We start from the raw sequence: 20628 nt of genomic DNA on the forward strand, positions 1-20628 counted from the left end.
TGAGTAAGTCATGGTCTTTATGATAACAATTAGGTTTAATAATTAGTTTATAACACTTTTAAATGGGTTTGGCTATACTTTATTAATATTATTTTTTCTTATTCTTACTCTAGTTCAATCATCTTCTAACATGTATACAACAAGTGCAGTCATTTGGTATCAAGCTACTTTTTTATGCGCATCTTTTACCTTATTCATACAGAGTCATCAAGTTTTCTACTTTTTGAAAGAGAAATTATTTGATATGTCTGATTTTAGAATTAAAGTGATAGAAGGTTTTTTCATTCAGAATGAACTTATATCAAAAGAAATACCTAAACTTATCGAAGAAGTTAATGATAGATTAAGTGAAGATAGAACTAAAAAGTAAATACTAAAAAAACACCCAACCAAGTTGAGTGTTTTTTTATTTTAACCAAAGACTAAGTGATTAATTATTCCCACTCAATAGTAGCTGGCGGCTTGCTCGACACATCATAAGTCACGCGTGAGACTTCAGCGATTTCATTCATAATGCGATTCGATACCGTCTCAATCAAATCATACGGCAGATGGGCAAAGCGTGCAGTCATAAAGTCCACGGTTTCAACGGCACGTAACGCAATCACCCATGCATAGCGGCGGCCATCACCGACCACGCCGACCGATTTGATTGGTTGGAATACCGCAAACGCTTGCGCAGTTTTGTCATACCAGCCAGAACGCTCAAGCTCTTGCATAAATATCGCATCGGCTTGACGTAAGATATCGGCATACTCTTTGGTGACTTCGCCCAAGATACGCACGCCCAAACCTGGACCTGGGAACGGATGACGATAAATCATTTTTGCAGGTAAGCCAAGTGTGATACCCAATTTACGCACTTCATCTTTAAATAAATCACGTAACGGCTCAACCAATTCAAACGCCAAGTCGTCTGGCAGACCGCCAACGTTATGATGACTCTTAATGACGTGTGCTTTGCCTTGATGCGATTTAGCTGATTCAATCACGTCCGGATAAATTGTACCCTGCGCTAAGAACTCAACGACTTTGCCATCGCCTTGCTCACTCACTTGACGCGCGCTATCAGCGAAGACATCGATAAAGGTTTTACCAATGATTTTACGTTTGGCTTCTGGATCAGACTCGCCTGCCAATGCATTTAAGAATAAATCTTCGGCATCGACACGGATGACTTTTACACCCATATTTTCAGCGAAGATTTGCATCACTTGATCGCCTTCATGCAAACGCAAGAGACCGGTATCAACGAACACACAAGTCAGCTGATCACCGATGGCTTTATGCAATAGCGCTGCTACGACTGAACTATCCACGCCTCCTGACAGACCAAGCAATACTTGCTTATCACCGATTTGCTTTTGTAATTGTTCAATACGCATGTCGATAATATTATCTGGCGTCCAGTCACCGGCACAATCACAAATCTGATGGACAAAACGACCAAGTAATGCCTCACCTTGTAAGGTATGAGTCACTTCAGGATGGAACTGGAGACCATAATAATGGCGCGTATCATCGGCCATAATCGCAATCGGACAGCTCGGGGTGCTGGCAACAATATCGAAACCTGCTGGCGCTTCAATCACTTTATCGCCATGACTCATCCATACATTCAGCTTGGCTGACTTGCCTTCCGTGCTACTGTCTTCGATGCCTTCAGTCAGCTGCGAGTGACCATTAACATCAATCGTCGCTGCACCAAACTCATGGATGTCACTGGCATGAACCTGCCCGCCGAAACGATCTGCCATCGCTTGCATACCGTAGCAAATGCCCAATACTGGCACGCCGAGCTCAAACACCGCATCATTGATACGCGGGCTATCCTCAGCATGTACGCTCTCAGGGCCACCCGATAAGATAATGCCTTTTGCGCCAAAGTCATGGATGCGCTGAGCGTCGATATCGTAAGGGAACATCTCACAAAACACCCCAGAATCGCGCACACGGCGAGCGATAAGCTGGCTGTACTGTGAGCCAAAATCGAGAATGAGGATGCGGTCTTCTTTGATAGTAGGTAGTACAGGAGTGGCAGCGGCAGTGGTCATAAATCAATGTCCATCAAGAAAAAATTAGTGGCCTATTTTAACAAGTTTGAGCACATTAATGGCTATTAGATGATTAATTATTCGCAGTTATTGACGATTATTAGTAGTTATTGCCAGTTATTCGAATTTGACGAGAGTAAAAGCGACAAAAGAAGACGCGGTAAGGTCAATAATTAGAAGAATAAAAGCCCGCTAATCATCTTTTATACATAATTAAGTAAATAAAACCATGCATTTATAGCTAATATAAGCCTAGTGCAAAATAAAAGTAACGGAGATAGACGATGACTAAACCATTGCAAGGGCCGTCCAAAGAGCTATCGAAAAGGCCACTACAAGAGCAGCCGAAAGGCACTCAAAACTATGTCCTAAGCAAGTCTGATATCGAAAATACACCTGAGACCAAGCATGTTCACCAGTTCAATGAGCACGCCATTCGGCATACGGTTTCATTGAGTGACATCACTGGTCTGACGAAATTTGGCTTACATCTTGTACGCGTTGAGCCGGGTGATGAGACCACGCAGCATCACTATCATGAAGAGTCAGACGAGTTCATTTATGTACTATCTGGCCAGCTTTCACTGCGTTATGGAGACGACAGTTATCAGTTAACTGCTGGCGACTTCGTAGGTTTCCCCGCGCATGGAGACGCGCATTCTATGCTTAATGATAGCCATACAGACGCAGTCTATCTTATGGGTGGCAACAGACCGCCGATTGATATTTGCAATTATCCAGACATCAATCGCAAAATGTATACTATCCACGGTAAAAAGGAATTTGTGGACTTAGAAAATCTAGGTGAGGTATAAAATTTAACATCCAATATAAAGAGAAAACACAATGAGTAACTCTTTAGCCACTATCTTTACCGCCACGACTTTTGACTCCATCTCTTATATTTTGGCGTCCGTCGTGCAAGTAGAAGTAGACGATGAGCCGCACCGTTGGAATCGCCTATTTTGGGCATTCACGTTGTGTTTGTTGCCCGCTATTTTGATGTTCTTAGGAGACCTGCAAACCTTGCAGACCGCTTCTATCATCGCTGGTGCGCCGCTCATTATCATTCTCTCCATGATGATGGTCTCGGTAATTAAAGCTGCGCATTATGATCTCGCTTATCAGCCTGATTACAATATAAAAACCATTCATATCGAAGAGCTGCCCGATAATGCGCCGTGGGAAGTAGGCGAAACCTCAGTATCACTTGAAGGCTCAATCATGCATCAGCATGAGGAATGGGAGCAAATGCGCGAGGATACTGAAAACAATGGAAGCGAGAAGTAGCTTATGAAAATTGACTGTATTTGAGCTTTTTCTAAAATATCAAATTAAAAGGCTGGGCTACCAACGTAGTCCAACCTTTTTGCTGTTTCTATCTGTAATAGTTAATCTACTTTAAAAAGGAGCTAGAAACGGAGCTGGAAACAAAGGCAAAAACAGAAATAGTGCTAGTGGAACGAATTTTTTGCTAGCTTTATAAGTCCTTAACGACATCACTAAAAGTCGCATAAATACGATTCAACCCTTCTCTCAATAGTGCTTCAGGACAGGCCACGTTAAGGCGCATTTTAAGATGCCCTTCCGCGCCATATTTAATCCCTGCACTCAGCTCAACTTTGGCCTCTCTCAACTTGTCATACAGCATTTGATCATCTTGCCCATACGCCGAGCAATCCAGCCATATCAAATACGACGCCTCTGGGCGCATGACCTTGATATCAGGCAAATGCCCTGCTAAAAAGTCTAGCGTTAATTCGATATTTTTTTCAATATAAACCAGTGCCTGCTCCAACCATTCATCGCCCTCTTTATAAGCACTACGAATCACCTCATAAGCAAACAAATTCAACTCGTACTCGTCATTTAAGTGCTGCTGCTGACTGATTTTTTTGATTAACTCCTCATCTTTAGCAAATATCATCGAGCCTTTAATACCTGCGATGTTAAATGTTTTCGTCATCGAGGTCAGGCTGACTACTTTATGCGCGTAACCTTCTGCTAGCGTTAAAAAAGGCGTAAACGTATGACCGCTCAAGGTCAAATCTTGATGAATCTCATCACTGACAATCGCTACATTGTGCTTTTTACAAATCGACAGCAACGCCTCAAGCTCATCCCTCGTCCACACGCGTCCGCCAGGATTGTGCGGATTGCATAACAAATAAAGCTTTACCTCATGCTCGACTATCTTGGCTTCGATATCAGCCAAATCTAAATGATACTGTCCTTCGACCTCCTTTAGTGCAGAGGTCACAAGCTTACGACTATTTTGCTCAACCTTGGTCATAAAAGGCGTATAAATAGGATCATTGACCAGTACCGCCGCACCTACTTCGGTAAATATATTCATCATTAGTGCCAAGCTTGGCACAACACCCGGAGAAAACAAGATATTTTGCTTATCCAGCCGCAAATCATAACGACTGCCATGCCACTCAATAATTGACTCATACAAAGCCGCAGTAGGTTTGGTATAACCCAATACACCGTGCTGCGCTACTTGTTCAATCGTGTCCAAGATAGGCTGGGCGGCTTTAAAGTCCATATCCGCCACCCACAGCGGAATTGTGTCATCGCTATAATGCCATTTGAGTGACCCCGTATCACGCCTATCAATTATCTCATCAAAGTTGTATAACACCAGCATTCTCCTTTACGGTAGCTTTAATTTATTATAGTCCAAATATTACAGTGGTTTTTATGCTCTAAGCCACTCATAGCATAATGATTCGAGAGGTAATATATACAAGGATTTATCATTACTGCGACTACTGTTACTTCAATCTTTAGTAGCGTCACTTAAGAAAAATCAATTTTTCTTAAGTGACGCTACTGCTTATTGGTGGCACTGGTCATAGCATCTACCAATACCTGACTCACAATATCACTGCGCAATAAGTATATTTTTGCTGCTTAATTTAATAAGCTAATAAGCTAGCGTGTTTATAGACTATAACTGTTCATTCATCAGCTTAAATAACCTTTAAAAATATAACACTATCATTATTTGAATAATGGTTAAAAATTAGTGTTACATTAATATTGCGAATTCTACATATAATTGAGTTATTTATGCCAGAGTGCGCTGATATTGCAAGGATTATGCTCTATAAGCATCCACCCAAACCACCTACTAAGCCAAGATGGCTTTTCTAAAAGGATTTAGCATTATGAAAATGGACTTTTTACCAAACTTAGCACTCAAAATTAGTGCCCTTACTTTAGCAATCGTAGGCGTCGCTTCATGCACGACTATGGCAACAAGCACTGAGCCTCAACCAATGAATACAAATGCTACTAGCAGTACTGCCCTCGCTCTTGGCAATACCGCAACTGCTGGCGGTACGAATGATACCGTTGCTATCGGTAATCAAGCCAATGCAGGACTTAATTCAGCAACCGCTGTTGGTGGTCAAGCCAACGCTGCAGGTCTAGGATCAACGTCTATCGGTTGGCAATCCAAAGCCACCGCTGAACGTGCGCAAGCTTTTGGTCATCTAGCCAATGCTGGTGGCGTTCGCTCTACCGCAGTGGGTGAAGCGGCCATGGCTGGTGGCACAAATGACACGGTCGCTGTCGGTAATAAAGCCAATGCAGGTCTGAACTCAGCAACCGCCGTTGGTGGTGAAGCTAATGCCGCAGGTCTAGGCTCGACGTCTATCGGTTGGCAATCTAAAGCCACTGCCGAACGTGCGCAAGCTTTTGGTCACATAGCCATCGCTAGTGGGGTACGTTCTACCGCAGTGGGTGAGGCGGCAGCAGCACAAGGTGCAAATTCGGTAGCCGTAGGCAATAAATCTATGGCAGGCGGCATGAACAGCATCGCTATCGGTAACGAAGCAAAGGCGACTAAAAACAACCAAGTCGTCTTAGGCAATGCCGGACAAGTTCAATCAAGTACTGCGTCACAGTCAGGTACCGTCAGAATAGTCACTATCGATGATAACGGCACTTTAGGCACTATGCTCGTTGATTACTATAAATCAGCTAAATAGTCATAGTCAAACTGCTAACGCTGGCGCAAATATAACCAATAATACTCGATAAGATAATAAGACCTCGCTATTGCGGGGTTTTTTGATAACTAAAAAAGCTCAATTAGTACTCAGGTTCATTTAGGATTAGCTGTATACCTTATAGCTTTAAACTCTTTAAATAATACTTAGTTACTGCTGTAAGTATAGAGCTTCAACACCTTAAATTCAGTTCTCTCCTCTTAGTTATCGCTATCACGCCCTAGACTCTAAAATCCGACAGTCACCTGCCAATAAATAAGCACCGCACTCATACTAAAGAATGAGCCCACGGTAGAGACGATGACGATAGCAGACATGCGATCAACCAAGCCATAATGCTGACCGATGATAGCAATGGTAGAGAACACCGGCGCTGAGGCAAATAGCATAGCCACATATTTATCTTGTATCGAGCCGCCAGGTATTAATGTGATGGCGAGCAGTACCAACAGCGGATGCAGCAGCAGCTTACTTAAGCCGATGGTGGTGATTTTTGGTAAATCTCCTTTTAACTCTAGCCCATATAGGCTCATACCGATAACGAACAAGGCAAGTGGTGCCGCAGCGCCAGTGAGCATTTGCGTAGTTTGGGCGACAACTTGTGGTACAGGGATACTAAAGATAGAGAAAATCACACTGACCACGATGGCGATGATAAGCGGATTACGAGTGAAGTTTTTGCCAATGCCTAGCAGCACGCTTGCCAGCGACTTAGTTGAAGCAGGATTCATCTCAGCCATCACAAACAGCATCGGTAGGATTAAAAGGCTTTCGATAAGGACGTTCATCGATAAGTAGGCGGCAGCCTTGCTAGACCCGATAACCATAGAGACGACAGCAAAGCCGATAAAGGCGCTGTTAGAAAACGAGAGCGCAGCGGAATTTAAAGCGGCGGAGATGTTGTCTTGTCGCCAGACTGCTTTGGTGAGCATTATGCCAACCATAAAAGCCATGACTGAGCCCAAAGCATAGGTAAACAGATAATGCGGTAGGATAACTTCTTGAAAAGGCGTGCCAGCGATAGCGTTAAACATCAGTGCTGGCAGCGCAATATTCATCACCAGACTACCCATGCCTTTCGCATGCTTGGGGTCAATGACTTTGAAGCGTACACATAAGTAGCCAAGCGCGATGATGATAAAAATAGGGGCAGTGATGTTAATAATATCTAACATAGTAGTGATTGCCCCTTGTAGGCATTGATACAGATGAGCATTGTTATAAACAATCGATTTTAGAATAAATATAAACCCAAAATCTAACGTCCTTCTTTAGCGACCTTTAAACTCAGCATCCCTTCTCTCAACCATCGCCATTGCACCCTCACGGGCATCTTCTGAGTGGAATAAATGCGGCAAATAGCTATGAATATTAGCCAATGCGGCCGCAGTTCCACTACGACTGACATCTTGTGCTGAGGACAGTAGCCCTTGTACGCCAAGCGGTGCGGCTTTGCAAATCTCTTGCGCAATAGTCATTGCCCGCTCGTATTCTTCGCCATTCGGCACTACTTCACTGACCAGATTTAGCCTATCAGCGGTTTGCGCGTCAAAGGCTTTACCAGTCAGCAAATACGGCATAGCTTTTTGCCAACCTGCTGCCTGTATGAAGCGTACCGTTGCTCCGCCAAATGGCATGATACCGCGCTGCACTTCCATCTGTGCAAAGTTGCAGTTATCACTAGCGATAACTACATCACTGTTTAGCATCAGCTCAATCCCAGCGGTAAAGCAGGTGCCTTGTACCGCGACGACGACAGGTTTAGTACGTAATTTACCACTGATGCCCCACGGGTCAATCTCGTCATCGTTAAATTCAAACGCGCCTTTGTCCCACTTATCTTGCAGCTCCATCAGATCAAGACCAGCCGTGAAGTGCTCACCATGGGCGAATATCAGCGCACAACGTAGGTTATAGTCATTATCGTAATGAGTAAGTGCTTCAGATAGTTGTTGAATCATATGACTGTCAAAGGCGTTGCGTTTGTTCGCACGATTTAGTCCGATTAGGCAGATATAGCCGTCCGTTTCATAAGTGATGCGATTGTCTGTACTGTTATTACTTTCCGTAGTCATGGTATTTCCTTTTAAAGTTTATTCCTGTTATGAGGTCAGTGACATAGTTAGACTAACCCACAATAGATAAAGTATGGCTGGAAGAAATTTTTGCAGCCTCTGTCTGGCAAAGCGCACAGCAAGCAAAAAAATCTCTTCCAGCTATACGAAGATAGAGACATTCATTTTGGATTGTATTTATGTAGGGTGTTTTTAATATCGTTCACTTTCAATATAGACATCCGTCCCTTGCAACGCAAGCATGATCTTAGTGTTGAAGTTAATAGCTGCCATCAATATCAGTTGACCTGATTTACGATAAGTGCAACCATTATCCAAACTAAGACTTCACTCAGAGCATTTTATGGAATTTTGGCACGGTTTTTTGCTTATCACCAGCGTCCATCTACTCGCTGCCGCCTCCCCTGGCCCTGATTTTGTCTTGGTTTCACAACAGACATTAGCAAAAGGTCGCCGCACTGGTTTGATTTGTAGTTTGGGTATTACGCTTGGTTTAGCCGTACATATTATCTATTCGGTGCTAGGACTAGCGACAGTCATTGCCCATTCGCAGCCATTATTGACCGCTATTAAATGGTTGGGTGGTAGCTATCTTATTTATCTTGGGTGGCAAGGTATTCAAGCCAAACCTAAGAAGCCGTCAGATTTAGCAGCCTCAACAAATTCGGCAAACTTAGAAAATGCAGGCATTGATATTTCACAATCTGCACCTACCAAGCAAGTACCGCCACTTACTAACGAAAAATTATTAACACAAAGCCCTACTGCTAAAAGCTTGTCTAAGAACCTGTCTAAGAAACAACCCTCTACCAATACTGACTCAACGTTCGCCATTCTGCGACGTGGTTTTTTTTGCAATGTGTTCAATCCAAAAGCACCAGTATATTTCGTGGCGATATTTACCCTCGTATTATCACCCGGCATACCACTGTGGCAGTTAGCTATTTATGGCGTGTGGATGATGGTCTTGCAGATGGCATGGTTTAGCACCGTGGTGATGTTGCTCTCTATTCCTGCGATTCATCGTCGCTTTCAGCGTTTTGAGCATTGGATAGACCGCATATTGGGTACAGCGATGATAGTATTGGGATTAAACCTCATTTTACGTAGCCGATAAGACATTTGTTACCCGCGAAATCTGCTAAAATGGTTGGTTATATTCAAACATCAAAGCCCCACACTATGACCAGTAGACCAAACACTAATAAACACAGAAACCGCTCACCTGAGACCGCGAAAAAACTCGGCCAATTGCATCCGCGCAATCCACATCAAGGTCGCTACGACTTTGCCGTATTGACTCGCGCCTTACCTGAGCTTGCCAAGCATACTATTACCAATCCTAATGGCGAGCCGACGATTAACTTCTCTGACCATCAAGCCGTACGAGTGCTCAATCAGGCGCTATTGGCTCATTATTATGGCGTCAAGTTTTGGGACATTCCAGAAGGCTATCTCTGTCCGCCTATTCCTGGTCGTGCCGATTATATTCATTACATCGCTGACTTATTGGCTCAAACCACGCACATTAATGACGACAATACACCACCTACTGGTAAAGAAATCCACGCCCTCGATATTGGTACGGGTGCCAGTGCCATTTATCCAATTATTGGTAGCCAAAGCTACGGTTGGCGTTTTACGGCTAGCGATATCGACCCTATTTCGGTCAATACCGCAGCGCTTATTTGCGAAGCCAATCCGAAGTTAAAAGGTGCGGTTAAAGTAAAACTACAACCTGAGCCTAAACGTATTTTTAAGAATATTATCGGTCGCCAAGATTACTTTGATGTGGTCGTTTGCAATCCCCCATTCCATGCCTCATTAGAGGAAGCGATGGAAGCCAATACCCGCAAGCAGCACAATTTACAAAGACATCGCGGTAAGAATGAAAATGAGCAAATAAGCCGACACTCAACGAAGACTGGTAATGCCGCGCAAAACCTAAACTTCGGTGGTCAGCATAAAGAGCTGTGGAGTGAGGGCGGTGAGATTGCCTTTTTGACCAAGATGGCAAAAGAGAGTCAAGACTTCGCCGAGCATGTTGGCTGGTTTACTACCCTCGTCTCCAAGTCGGAAAACGTAAAACCTTTGCAACTACTGTTAAAACAACTCGATGTCGCCCAAATGCGCATTATTGAGATGAGCCAAGGTCAAAAAAACACCCGTGTATTGGCATGGCGTTTCAACACTGACGAAGAGTAATCGTTGGTCATATAAATAAAAAGTTTCACGTGAAACCAAATAAAGCACCGCTCTGGAGTCCAGAACGGTGCTTTTTATTGAGAAAATAAAATGTTTTTTTAGGCGAAAAACATAACTTTTAGCCCAATTGCGATAAGCACCAAGCCGCCCAACGCTTCCGCTTTATCCTCTAGCCATGTACCTGAGCGCCAACCTAAATAAACACCAAACAAACCAAATCCAGCGGTTACTAGCGCAATAATTAAACAAGCTAACCACGCATTAAGCGCCAATAAATTAAGGGTAAAGCCTGCTGCCATCGCATCAATGCTAGTCGCAATCGCGAGCGTAAACATGGTGCGATGATTGATAGTTTGATGACCCTTATTAATAGCCTCAATAGTCGTAACTGCATTATTAGCATCGGCTTTTAGATGAAGCGCACTATCTACCGCATCTTCCCCATAGCCAGCAAAAACCTCATAAAGCATTTTACCACCGAGACCGATAAGTATAATGCCTCCTATCCAAGGTGCAGCAGCAGCCAGCCAACCTAAGAGGGCCGCGCCTAATAAATAGCCGATAAGTGGCATCACTCCCTGCGCAATCCCAAAATATAACGCAGCATAAATAGCTAAACGCCATAAATATTGCTTACTCTGTTTTTGCGACTTGGCACCCAGCCCAATCGCGACGGCGAATGCGTCCATTGCTAGAGCAACGGCAAGTAACACGACTTCGATCATTTTATTTTTTCGCTTATACTAATAATTTATAACTGGGACACTTTAGGAAAGTGTCTATAGTCGATTAAATTTAAAAAGAATTCAGCGCTGCTGGAATAAATTTTGCGAAGCCTCTGGAGTGCGAAGCGCACAGCAAGCAAGAAAAATTTATTCCAGCAGAACGCAATTCTTAATTAAGTTTCACGTGAAACAACTCTAATATTAAAAAACCACCGCCTTAAGTGTCAAAGCGGTGGTTTTTATTATTTAACAGTTATTAAGCAACTTTCATAGCCAATTTAAATATCTAAATTAGAGACTGTCAACGCATTCTCTTCAATGAAGATACGACGCGGCTCAACATGATCACCCATTAAACAAGTGAACATATGGTCGGCAGCGATAGCATCTTCAATCGTGACACGTAGCATACGACGGTTTTCAGGATCCATCGTAGTGTCCCAAAGCTGATCGGCGTTCATCTCACCTAGCCCTTTATAGCGCTGAACCGATAGACCACGACGCGCATCTAACATCATCTGTTGCCACAGATAATCAAAGTCACGTATTGGAATGTCCTTACTAGCGCTAGTACTATCGCGACGGATAAATGCGCTGTCCTCTAACAAAGTATTCCACTCGCTTGATAAGCGTAGCAGCTTGCTATATTCGCCCGAGTTAATAAAGCTAGAGTCGAGCAGATAATGATGTGCCAACTGATGCACATAGACGGTTATCCGTGGCAACCATTGTGCTTTAGTAGATAACGCCTCATTATTAGACGCTTCGCCTGCTTCAGCTTCTACTACTGGCTTCATACCCAATAAATCTGCTGCCGCTGCATCCATATTTTTCGGTTGCGGTGCATGAATATTGACCAACTCAATCTCAGGGCTCAAATCACTACCAAAGTTATTAAGCTGAGCTTGCATGGCTTCTTTCCATGCTTGCATAGCAGACTTATCATAAGTCATGTCAGTACTAAGCTTTGGCGTATGCGTTAAAGCATCCAGAATCACTGCTGGAAAACGAATCTGCAAACGCGCTTTAATCAGTTGCGTTTGGTTATAGTCATTCAGTAGCGTCTCTAACGCATGCCCAGTAATGGCAGGGGCGTCAGCACTGATATGTAGCTTGGTATTATCAATCGTCGATGACAATAAATAGGCTTTGAGTGCTTCGTCATCTTTTAGATAGAGCTCTTGACGACCTTTTTTCACTTTATATAACGGTGGTTGAGCAATATAAATATAACCACGCTCAATCAGCTCAGGCGTTTGACGGAAGAAGAAGGTCAACAGCAACGTACGAATGTGCGACCCATCGACGTCCGCATCGGTCATGATGATAATTTTATGATAACGTACTTTATCAGGGTTATACTCATCAGGGCCAATACCGCAACCAAGCGCAGTGATTAGGTTGCCTACTTCAGCAGATGATAACATCTTGTCAAAACGTGCACGCTCAACGTTTAAAATTTTACCTTTTAATGGCAAAATTGCTTGGGTCTTACGGCTACGACCTTGCTTAGCTGAACCACCTGCAGAGTCACCCTCCACAATATAAAGTTCTGATAAGGCTGGATCTTTTTCTTGGCAGTCAGCTAATTTACCAGGCAGACCTGCGATATCCAAAGTAGTCTTACGACGCGTCATTTCACGTGCTTTACGAGCTGCATCACGTGCACGAGCTGCATCGATGATCTTACCAGCAATCGCTTTACCAGCACTTGGGTTCTCTTGCAGATAGTCATTGAACTTATCATGCATCGCTGATTCAACAGCAGATTTAACTTCGCTCGATACCAGCTTATCTTTGGTCTGACTTGAGAATTTTGGATCAGGCACTTTAACCGATACAATTGCCGTCAAACCTTCACGTGCATCATCACCGGTCGCGACCACTTTTTCTTTTTTGAATAAGTTTTCGCGATCCATATAAGTGTTCAAACAACGAGTCAGCGCTGAGCGGAAACCAGATAAATGGGTACCACCATCACGCTGTGGAATGTTGTTAGTAAAGCAAAGCACTTTTTCGTTATAAGTATCTGTCCACTGTAGCGCGACTTCGACACTGATACCGTCGGCCTGCTCACTGTTAAAGTGAAATATCTCATTGACGCTGTCTTTGCCCGCATTGATATAGCTGACAAACTCCGACAATCCGCCTTTGTGTTCAAACTCATGACGCTTATCAATACGCTCATCCGTTAAGACGATGCGCACGCCCGAATTAAGAAAAGATAATTCACGTAAACGCTTAGCTAAGATGTCATATTCAAAGATGGTACCCGTAAAGACATCGGTACTAGGATAAAAGCGGATCTGAGTACCCGTTCTATCAGTTGCTTCCATTTGTTGAATGTCAGCATCAGGCACGCCATCGGTATAAGTCTGATGATAGTGATAACCTTCACGCCAAATATTCATTTCAAGCTTTTTAGACAAAGCGTTAACCACGGAGACACCTACACCGTGTAGACCGCCTGAGACTTTATAGCTGTTATCATCGAACTTACCGCCAGCATGCAGTACGGTCATAATAACCTGTGCTGCCGATACGCCTTCTTCTGGATGGATATCGACAGGGACGCCGCGACCATTATCGCTAACACTCACTGACTCATCTTCATGAATGATGATATCAATCTGATCACAATGACCAGCAAGTGCCTCATCGATAGAGTTATCCACTACCTCAAAGACCATATGATGCAAGCCTGTGCCATCATCGGTATCACCGATATACATACCAGGACGCACGCGCACCGCTTCTAACCCGCGCAATACACGAATATCTTTGGAGCTATAATCAGATGGAAGTCCTTCAGGAACAACAGCGGAGGCAACAGTCTCAATGACAATATCTGACACCATAGTATCTGACGTCAGTTGTTCGTAATCGGTAGGTAATGAATCACTCATGTGCATTCCTTAATCTAGCCATAATCAGCCATATATCATCAGCTCACCACTACGGTGACACCTTATGACGTTATCTTAGACTTAACGTTTTACGGTCGAAATCTTTAATGCATATTATTAGCTAAAACACTGTTAGCTAAAGCTTTGTAACATGTAATATAGACTTAAAACTAGTACCTCAGTTTTAAGTCAAAGCTTCCGTTTTGTTTTAAACATTATTGAAGCTCGATAAAAAACGAAACGTATAGTTATCAAACACTTAAAAGCTTATAGATAATAAAAAACATCTATATAAATTCACAAAATAACTTGCTGAGAATAGGACAAAAATAAAGCCCCATTTTAGCATTTTTTTGCTTCTAAGTCACTGTTTACTGAGAGTTTTATCACTACTACTTGGTCTCTGAAGATAATAATGATTATAAGAAGACGGTAGGATAAATAACGAACAGTTTGGGAGGTAGATAGGGTTTAAAAGAAGATAATTGTGAGTGAAAAATAAATAGATAAGTGAAGATGTTTATCGAAAATCAGGTTAAAAAAGATAATACGCTACTCAAATAATAAGATATTACCTAAAACGAGTAATTTCACCCTGTTTCACATGAAACACTTTAGGTTCTGACCAGTACTGATGCACTAAGGGTAAAATATCATCCATCAAACTGGTCATAAACACCTGACATGGTAGCTGCGCTAAAGTCAACAATAATATCTCTATTGCTCTGCTATCTAGCTCTGCAGTAATATCATCTAGCAGTACTACTGGTGTCACTCTTGATTGAAAATCGCTGTTAGATGAAGAGACGCCTTTTTCAGTTTCAAGCAACAGTGGTAACTGAGACAAACGCAAAGCAGTAATCAACAGCTTTTTTTCACCGCGAGATAACACATTAGCTGCCTGCTCTTTTAAGACAGGCAGTTTAGGATTCGCTTCAACTTTTGATACTTTACCTATATTTTCATCTTCATCTTCACTGAAACTTGTCTTTTCTACTGAATCGATAGAACGCCAATGCACGTGAATATCGGCACGGTGGTTACCAATACGAGTATATCCTAACTGTAAATCCTGCTCTAGCCGCTCATTGAGCTGTACGTCTAGCCCAACATTAGTATCATAGCCAGCGTTATAACTCAGGCTCAATTGATCAGCATAAGCAGGCAATAACTGAGCGATACTTTGAGCAAAATAAGGCTGCCATTCAGTAAATATCCGTTCACGATAATGATGGATAAGTGCAGCATGATTACTAAGACCTTTGTCCCATGACTTTAGCTCAGCAAGCTGTACTTGAGTCAAATGACGCGTCTTTTTTAGCAAACTATTGCGCTGTTTCAATAGTCGTTGATAAGCAACCCATTGTGGATGAAAGCCCTGTTTCATGTGAAACACTAGCCAGTCTAATAATTGTCGACGGCTAGCACTACCCTGCTCTAACATATCCATCGTGGATGGATCTATCAGTAACGTTGGTAGCTGTTCAGTTAAGATACTTTGATTATAAACGGTGTTTTGATTAAGACGTAGAAGTGTTGTAGCATCGGCTTGTTTCTGGATAGCTAATGTACTGTTATCGTTGAGCTTAGAATGTACGATGGTAGTATTCTGATGGTGCTGAATATAACGTTTAGGCTGATGGTGGCGAAAGCTTTTACCTCTTGAAAGTAAAAATATAGCTTCAAGTAATGATGTTTTGCCACTACCATTTGCACCGATGATGACGTTGCAAGCAGCACACTCTAGATCGACCTGAGTTAAATTACGCAGATGTGAAACTTGTAGACGTTCAATCATAGTACCGACAGCCGCCTATTTTATAACTTGCTTAATAGCAGGCAAAAGTTTAATTCAATAGTAATTTTCTTAGTGATTTAGAGTTAGACTTTAAACGTAGAAACTTGCTAAAAACCGTTATGCGAAGAAAGTTTTACAGCCTAACTCACCGTCTTTTTAAAAACCAAAAATGCTATATACGCATTGGCATGATGACATATTGATGGAACTCATCATTAAGCTGATTGACCAGCACTGAGGCATTTGATTGGCTCATATGCATTTGTAGATCACCTTGGATCACGCCTAAAACATCTTGTAGATAAGCTGCATTAAATGACAGCTCCATCGGCTCACCTTGATACTTAGCTTGTATCATCTCGACGGCTTCATCTTGCTCAGCGTTATTAGCACGGACTTCTACCATACCGTCGCTGGCAAAATTAAAGACTACACCACGTGATTTTTCGTTACTTAAAATCGCGACACGGCGTAGCACATCAGTCATTTTTTCTTGATTGAATAAGGCCAGCTTATCGGTATTACTTGGCATAACGCGGCGATAATCAGGGAACTTGCCATCAATCAAACGCGCGGTAAAAGTAACCATTAAGTTTTGACTCACCTGTCCTGCACTATCAACTTCACCAAATGGTAGGCTAACTTGCAAGAATTCACGACCGAAGCTTAAAGTAACCGGATTATCTTGATCGCCAAGCATCTTACCAAGCTCAGACGCCAAACGCTCAAGCTCAATCACTGCTTTACGTGGCAAGATAGCCTGCATATTAAGATCAGCACTTACATCGATGACACTACGCGCCAACGCTAGTCTGTGCCCATCGGTAGCAACCGTAGTTAGTTGCTGCTGTGAAACATCAAATAGCATACCCGTTAGATAATAGCGTACATCCTGAATTGCCATCGCAAACTGGGTTTTATGAATCAGATCAGTAAGACGACTACGGCTGATGGTCAACGGTGTAATATTTTCTGGATTACCCAAGCTTGGATAATCTTCGCTAGGCAACGTACCTAAAGTAAAGCGACTCTTACCACTAGTCAGCAAGCAGCGCTCGTTTTCTTGAGTGGCAAGGTTAACTTGTGCTTGGTTAGGTAGTGATTTACAGATATCTCTTAACTTAGTAGCTGGTAAAGTCGTTGTACCTGCTTCAACACAAGCACCAACCGGCAATTTCAATGTCGATGTCAGCTCTACTTCTAAATCAGAGGCGGTTAAAATAAGCTCAGATTCAGACAACTGCAGCTTAATATTACCCAAGATAACCATATTATGGCGCTTGTCAGCAGCCTTGGCGATCAAGTTAATAGCTTTTAGTAACGACTCTCGATTAATCGATAATTGCATGCTTAGTTACTCTTATTTGAATGATTCTTTTTATAATGATATAGATAATGGTTCGATACTGTCCACCTAATATAATCCATATAGTAGATAGATGCTGAGACTATTATAAACCATATCACCCTACTAAAACATAGTGATCCTAGGCTCCTCTAAGCCGCTTGTAACATCAGCGCTAGCGTCTTATAGTCCTTATCGAATGCAGGATCCGCTGCTCGTAGTTGATTAACTTTATCACAAGCATGCATCACCGTTGTATGGTCACGCCCACCAAATGACTGTCCAATCTCTGGAAAGCTATCACCTGTTAACTCACGTGCTAATGCCATCGCTATTTGACGGGGTCTTGCAATACTACGAGTACGTTTACGCCCCATGATATCTTTAACTGTTACATCATAGTACTCAGCGACAACTTTACGAATATTGTCCATATTGACCGCTTGTACGCGCATAGCGACGATATCTTTTAGCGCATATTGCACCATCTCAAGAGTAATCGGCGCTCCAGTCAAATTAGCGTTTGCAAACACCTGATTCAATGCACCTTCCAAACGCCTAACATTTGAAACGACATTTTGAGCAATAAATAACGCGCATTCTTTAGGAAGTGCCATTCCATAAGATGCCGCTTTCTTTTGTAAGATTTGCATGCGAGTGTCGATTTCTGGAGGATCAACAGCTACCGTTAATCCCCAAGAAAAACGTGATCTAAAACGTTCGTCGAATTCAGTCATCTGTGATGGGTGACGATCAGAAGCCAAAATTAACTGCTTATCACCACTAGTAAAATCAGCAAATAAAGTCAAAAACTCATTGCTGCTTTTAGTCTTTCCAGCTAATACGTGAATATCATCTACAATTAATAAATCTACTTTTTTTATTTTCTTTTTAAAATCTTCTATTTTATTATTTCTTAATGAATAAACTAATTGATTAATAAATTTTTCAGAAGTGAAATAATAAAAACTTCTATTATTTTTTAAATAGCGATGTGCTACAGAATGCATTAAATGCGTTTTTCCCAATCCTGAAGGACCGTATATAAATAAAGGATTGTGACGATTCTTTGATTGGCGCTTACTAAGCTCATAACATGCCTTGTAAGCTAAATTATTAGACTTACCGGTGACAAAGGTTTCGAAGGTAAAATCAGGGTTAAGATAACTTAATGACTTAGCATCGGCTGAGTCGACCAATTCTGCATGACGCGTGTTGGCATCAATATCTGCTCTAGCAATATTATTATGCGTCGTTTCAAAATTGTGATCTGCAAGGGTAGGGGAGGGCTTATCTTCTGCAAATAAGGAACCTGACTCAAGCTGATTATTATCTTCAATGTCACGGCCAGCGTTATCAACACGCACAATAACTTCTTCAATACTGCCTTGGCTATGCTTAGCTACCAGCTGCTGAATATCATGCAAATGGTTTTTTTTGATATACGTTACAAAGTAATCATTAGGGGCAAGAATAATAAGTGTCTGCGCTTCTTGATGTGCTGATAGTGGTCTTAACCACATAGTAAATACATTATCTTTAACGTGATAACGTAAATCGTTTAGGCATTTATCCCAAATAGCTGCTGTATCTATCATGAAAAGTACGAACCCCATAACCTAAAATAAATAAGTGTGCATCAACGCTTTTGCTTGTAACTCTTTAGTCGCTATAACTTATGCGTACTGCATAAAAGTAATAGCGTTGAACAAGCCAAAACCGCACATCAAGCTGGGGGCTAATTTAACACAGATAGCCTGTGGATAACATCCTGTTTTTTGTGGATAAGACTGTGGACAGTTTTGTGGATAAGTCAATAAGCCAAGTTATCCATATTTCACCCACAGGTTATCCACAGGTTTACCCATAGCTTAGTATTTTGATAACAAACAATAAATTCGACTTAACCACAGATAATATGGTCCCCAATAACAACAATACTTATATATATTAATTAATTAGTTATTATAGAGTTCGACTAATTCTGTGGATAACTTTTGCACAAGATACCTATCAAATAGATATTTAACCATTCAATTTAACAAATAATAAGTGAGTAAAAACTGGTCATCACTTGAATAAAAATGATGGGTTAATAACACAGTAAATTAGTTTATTGACCAAAATATAATGGAATGGTATAATCCTCCGTTATTACGAATTTAGTCCATTATTTTGATAGGTGAGTTATGAAACGTACATTCCAACCAAGCGTGATCAAGCGTAAACGTACTCACGGTTTCCGTGCTCGTATGGCAACTAAAAAAGGCCGTCAGGTCTTAGCTCGTCGCCGCGCTAAAGGACGTCATCGCCTTACTGTATAATCAGTAGATTGCGATAAGCATGGCTAATAGTGCTTGTTTTGTATTTATTAATTATAGATTGCGATAGTCAATCATCACAACTGACACGTAGCCATATATTAAAAGCGCCCACATCGGCGCTTTTTTTGTTTCTACATTTTACTATTACATCTGATGTTGTCATTAGCTTCTATTTTAGGTTGTACTATGCCCAATACTAACTCAGCTACACCTACCGCCCGCTTCACTAAAGAGCAACGTCTACTGACGCCTGCTGCCTTTCGTGAGGTATTTGATGCACCTGAGCGTAAGCTCCATCAGAGTCATTTAATGGCTTTCGTACGCACTAATACTCATGAGCAACCACGTGTGGGCATGGCTATTACTAAACGCAAAGTACCTACTGCTGTTGCTAGGAATTTAATTAAACGTCAAATACGTGAGCAGTTTCGAACAAAGTCTTTTATATTAGAAAATAAAGATATTGTATTTATTGTTAAAAAATCTATAAAAGGCATAGATAATAAAGAATTAAAAAATCAAATAAATAATATATTTAAAAAAATAGAAAAAAAATAAAATGAATTATTTTTTTAAAGCTAAAAAAAATTTTATTTATAAGTTTTTATATATCTTAATTATTTTTTATCAAAAGGTAATAAGTCCAATATTACCTGCCCGTTGTCGTTATTATCCAACGTGTTCGAACTATGGCAAACAGGCTTTGGCATGGCATGGGGTTCGGGCAGGGAGCTGGCTGCTGTTAAAACGTATTGGAAGCTGTCATCCTTTAGGTGGGCATGGTATTAATTTTGTACCCTTACCTTTAGCGTCTTATAGTTATCAATATCTACCCTCTACTACATTAGTTAATTTCAGGGCACAAGGGTTTGGGGTGTACAAAGATAGCCAGAGTTATGTTTCACGTTTAAACTACTTGATGAAGTCAATCTCTTAAGGTGCGCCACAATAGACTCCTTATTATGTTTGCTGTTGGCATATTATTTCATCACTTCTATTTAGTTACCCACAAGTTATCCACACTCTTGGTATCATTCGAGACGAAATTTTAGTAAAATGATGCACATTTTATGTAAATGACTACCAATACAGTTGTCAGTTATGAATATAGCTGTGCTGTAAAGTCAGGACACATGCCCTAATTTTTCATTCCCTAATTTTTTAATCTAGGAAA

17 protein-coding genes are annotated in these 20628 nt (G+C 41.6%); 8 read left to right on the forward strand and 9 right to left on the reverse strand.

Features of this window, described 5'->3' with window-relative positions; translation table 11 throughout:
- Positions 1–434: 434 nt before the first annotated feature.
- Positions 435–2054: a glutamine-hydrolyzing GMP synthase gene (gene guaA / locus AAEY87_RS10990; RefSeq protein WP_350657199.1), complete on the reverse strand. Its 1620-nt coding sequence runs from the start codon at positions 2052–2054 to the stop codon at positions 435–437.
- Between the two features lie 284 nt (positions 2055–2338).
- Between guaA and AAEY87_RS10995 the strand changes: the two genes are divergently transcribed.
- Together AAEY87_RS10995 and AAEY87_RS11000 are read left to right on the forward strand one after the other, a co-directional pair.
- Positions 2339–2869, forward strand: coding sequence for a cupin domain-containing protein (locus AAEY87_RS10995; protein WP_350657200.1), 531 nt, complete (start codon positions 2339–2341; stop codon positions 2867–2869).
- Between the two features lie 31 nt (positions 2870–2900).
- Positions 2901–3344, forward strand: coding sequence for a BCCT family transporter (locus tag AAEY87_RS11000; protein ID WP_350657201.1), 444 nt, complete (start codon positions 2901–2903; stop codon positions 3342–3344).
- Between the two features lie 190 nt (positions 3345–3534).
- On the opposite strand, the gene AAEY87_RS11005 is transcribed toward AAEY87_RS11000, so the two are convergent.
- Entirely contained in the window at positions 3535–4707 is a 1173-nt protein-coding gene (locus AAEY87_RS11005) for a MalY/PatB family protein (RefSeq protein WP_350657202.1), read from the reverse strand.
- Between the two features lie 523 nt (positions 4708–5230).
- Here AAEY87_RS11005 and AAEY87_RS11010 point away from each other — a divergent pair.
- Complete coding sequence (locus tag AAEY87_RS11010; protein WP_350657204.1) at positions 5231–6055, forward strand: hypothetical protein; 825 nt, start codon at positions 5231–5233, stop codon at positions 6053–6055.
- Positions 6056–6303: 248 nt separating this feature from the next.
- Here the strand turns inward: AAEY87_RS11010 and AAEY87_RS11015 are convergent, their stop codons facing one another.
- Both AAEY87_RS11015 and AAEY87_RS11020 read right to left on the reverse strand, forming a co-directional pair.
- Positions 6304–7251, reverse strand: a complete 948-nt coding sequence (locus AAEY87_RS11015) for an AEC family transporter (protein WP_350657205.1) — start codon at positions 7249–7251, stop codon at positions 6304–6306.
- 96 nt (positions 7252–7347) lie between these two features.
- Positions 7348–8151 carry a crotonase/enoyl-CoA hydratase family protein gene (locus AAEY87_RS11020; RefSeq protein WP_350657206.1) on the reverse strand — a complete coding sequence of 268 codons (804 nt, stop codon included), beginning with the start codon at positions 8149–8151 and terminating at the stop codon, positions 7348–7350.
- A gap of 343 nt (positions 8152–8494) precedes the next feature.
- On the opposite strand from AAEY87_RS11020, the gene AAEY87_RS11025 reads away from it, so the two are divergent.
- A complete protein-coding gene (locus AAEY87_RS11025; protein ID WP_350657207.1) occupies positions 8495–9268 on the forward strand; it encodes a LysE family translocator in 774 nt (257 codons plus the stop codon).
- A 29-nt stretch (positions 9269–9297) separates the two neighbouring features.
- Complete coding sequence (rlmF, locus tag AAEY87_RS11030; protein ID WP_350657208.1) at positions 9298–10356, forward strand: 23S rRNA (adenine(1618)-N(6))-methyltransferase RlmF; 1059 nt, start codon at positions 9298–9300, stop codon at positions 10354–10356.
- 98 nt (positions 10357–10454) lie between these two features.
- Here rlmF and AAEY87_RS11035 read toward each other — a convergent pair whose 3' ends face one another.
- The 5 genes from AAEY87_RS11035 to dnaA all read right to left on the reverse strand — a co-directional run bounded on the left by AAEY87_RS11035 (position 10455) and on the right by dnaA (position 18728).
- Positions 10455–11081, reverse strand: coding sequence for a manganese efflux pump MntP (locus AAEY87_RS11035; RefSeq protein WP_350657209.1), 627 nt, complete (start codon positions 11079–11081; stop codon positions 10455–10457).
- Between the two features lie 278 nt (positions 11082–11359).
- The gene (gyrB, locus tag AAEY87_RS11040) at positions 11360–13987 is read right to left on the reverse strand and encodes a DNA topoisomerase (ATP-hydrolyzing) subunit B (RefSeq protein WP_350657210.1); all 2628 of its coding nucleotides are present in this window, start codon (positions 13985–13987) and stop codon (positions 11360–11362) included.
- A gap of 571 nt (positions 13988–14558) precedes the next feature.
- Positions 14559–15785, reverse strand: a complete 1227-nt coding sequence (recF, locus tag AAEY87_RS11045; RefSeq protein WP_068325268.1) for a DNA replication/repair protein RecF — start codon at positions 15783–15785, stop codon at positions 14559–14561.
- Between the two features lie 172 nt (positions 15786–15957).
- Positions 15958–17133 (reverse strand): DNA polymerase III subunit beta, encoded by a 1176-nt coding sequence (gene dnaN / locus AAEY87_RS11050; protein ID WP_068033534.1) that lies wholly within the window; start codon positions 17131–17133, stop codon positions 15958–15960.
- 149 nt (positions 17134–17282) lie between these two features.
- Positions 17283–18728 carry a chromosomal replication initiator protein DnaA gene (gene dnaA, locus AAEY87_RS11055; RefSeq protein ID WP_068329983.1) on the reverse strand — a complete coding sequence of 482 codons (1446 nt, stop codon included), beginning with the start codon at positions 18726–18728 and terminating at the stop codon, positions 17283–17285.
- 591 nt (positions 18729–19319) lie between these two features.
- Between dnaA and rpmH the strand changes: the two genes are divergently transcribed.
- The 3 genes from rpmH (at position 19320) to yidD (ending at position 20391) form a co-directional block, all read left to right on the forward strand.
- Entirely contained in the window at positions 19320–19454 is a 135-nt protein-coding gene (gene rpmH, locus AAEY87_RS11060; RefSeq protein ID WP_007394757.1) for a 50S ribosomal protein L34, read from the forward strand.
- A gap of 186 nt (positions 19455–19640) precedes the next feature.
- Complete coding sequence (gene rnpA, locus AAEY87_RS11065; RefSeq protein ID WP_068038808.1) at positions 19641–20012, forward strand: ribonuclease P protein component; 372 nt, start codon at positions 19641–19643, stop codon at positions 20010–20012.
- A gap of 1 nt (position 20013) precedes the next feature.
- Entirely contained in the window at positions 20014–20391 is a 378-nt protein-coding gene (gene yidD, locus AAEY87_RS11070; RefSeq protein WP_350657211.1) for a membrane protein insertion efficiency factor YidD, read from the forward strand.
- The last annotated feature ends 237 nt before the right edge of the window (positions 20392–20628 follow it).

Origin of the sequence: Psychrobacter sp. S1-30-MNA-CIBAN-0213, from assembly GCF_040309845.1 — a bacterium.
Classification (GTDB): Bacteria; Pseudomonadota; Gammaproteobacteria; order Pseudomonadales; family Moraxellaceae; genus Psychrobacter.

Bases quoted from the DNA above. Each gene is read 5' to 3' on its own strand.
- dnaN (WP_068033534.1), bottom strand. From the start codon at position 17,133: ATGCAATTATCGATTAATCGAGAGTCGTTACTAAAAGCTATTAACTTG.
- AAEY87_RS11015 (WP_350657205.1), bottom strand. From the start codon at position 7,251: ATGTTAGATATTATTAACATCACTGCCCCTATTTTTATCATCATCGCG.
- AAEY87_RS11035 (WP_350657209.1), bottom strand. From the start codon at position 11,081: ATGATCGAAGTCGTGTTACTTGCCGTTGCTCTAGCAATGGACGCATTC.
- recF (WP_068325268.1), bottom strand. From the start codon at position 15,785: ATGATTGAACGTCTACAAGTTTCACATCTGCGTAATTTAACTCAGGTC.
- AAEY87_RS11025 (WP_350657207.1), top strand. From the start codon at position 8,495: ATGGAATTTTGGCACGGTTTTTTGCTTATCACCAGCGTCCATCTACTC.
- rlmF (WP_350657208.1), top strand. From the start codon at position 9,298: ATGGTTGGTTATATTCAAACATCAAAGCCCCACACTATGACCAGTAGA.
- guaA (WP_350657199.1), bottom strand. From the start codon at position 2,054: ATGACCACTGCCGCTGCCACTCCTGTACTACCTACTATCAAAGAAGAC.
- rnpA (WP_068038808.1), top strand. From the start codon at position 19,641: ATGCCCAATACTAACTCAGCTACACCTACCGCCCGCTTCACTAAAGAG.
- rpmH (WP_007394757.1), top strand. From the start codon at position 19,320: ATGAAACGTACATTCCAACCAAGCGTGATCAAGCGTAAACGTACTCAC.
- yidD (WP_350657211.1), top strand. From the start codon at position 20,014: ATGAATTATTTTTTTAAAGCTAAAAAAAATTTTATTTATAAGTTTTTA.
- AAEY87_RS11005 (WP_350657202.1), bottom strand. From the start codon at position 4,707: ATGCTGGTGTTATACAACTTTGATGAGATAATTGATAGGCGTGATACG.
- AAEY87_RS11010 (WP_350657204.1), top strand. From the start codon at position 5,231: ATGAAAATGGACTTTTTACCAAACTTAGCACTCAAAATTAGTGCCCTT.
- dnaA (WP_068329983.1), bottom strand. From the start codon at position 18,728: ATGATAGATACAGCAGCTATTTGGGATAAATGCCTAAACGATTTACGT.
- gyrB (WP_350657210.1), bottom strand. From the start codon at position 13,987: ATGAGTGATTCATTACCTACCGATTACGAACAACTGACGTCAGATACT.
- AAEY87_RS11000 (WP_350657201.1), top strand. From the start codon at position 2,901: ATGAGTAACTCTTTAGCCACTATCTTTACCGCCACGACTTTTGACTCC.
- AAEY87_RS11020 (WP_350657206.1), bottom strand. From the start codon at position 8,151: ATGACTACGGAAAGTAATAACAGTACAGACAATCGCATCACTTATGAA.
- AAEY87_RS10995 (WP_350657200.1), top strand. From the start codon at position 2,339: ATGACTAAACCATTGCAAGGGCCGTCCAAAGAGCTATCGAAAAGGCCA.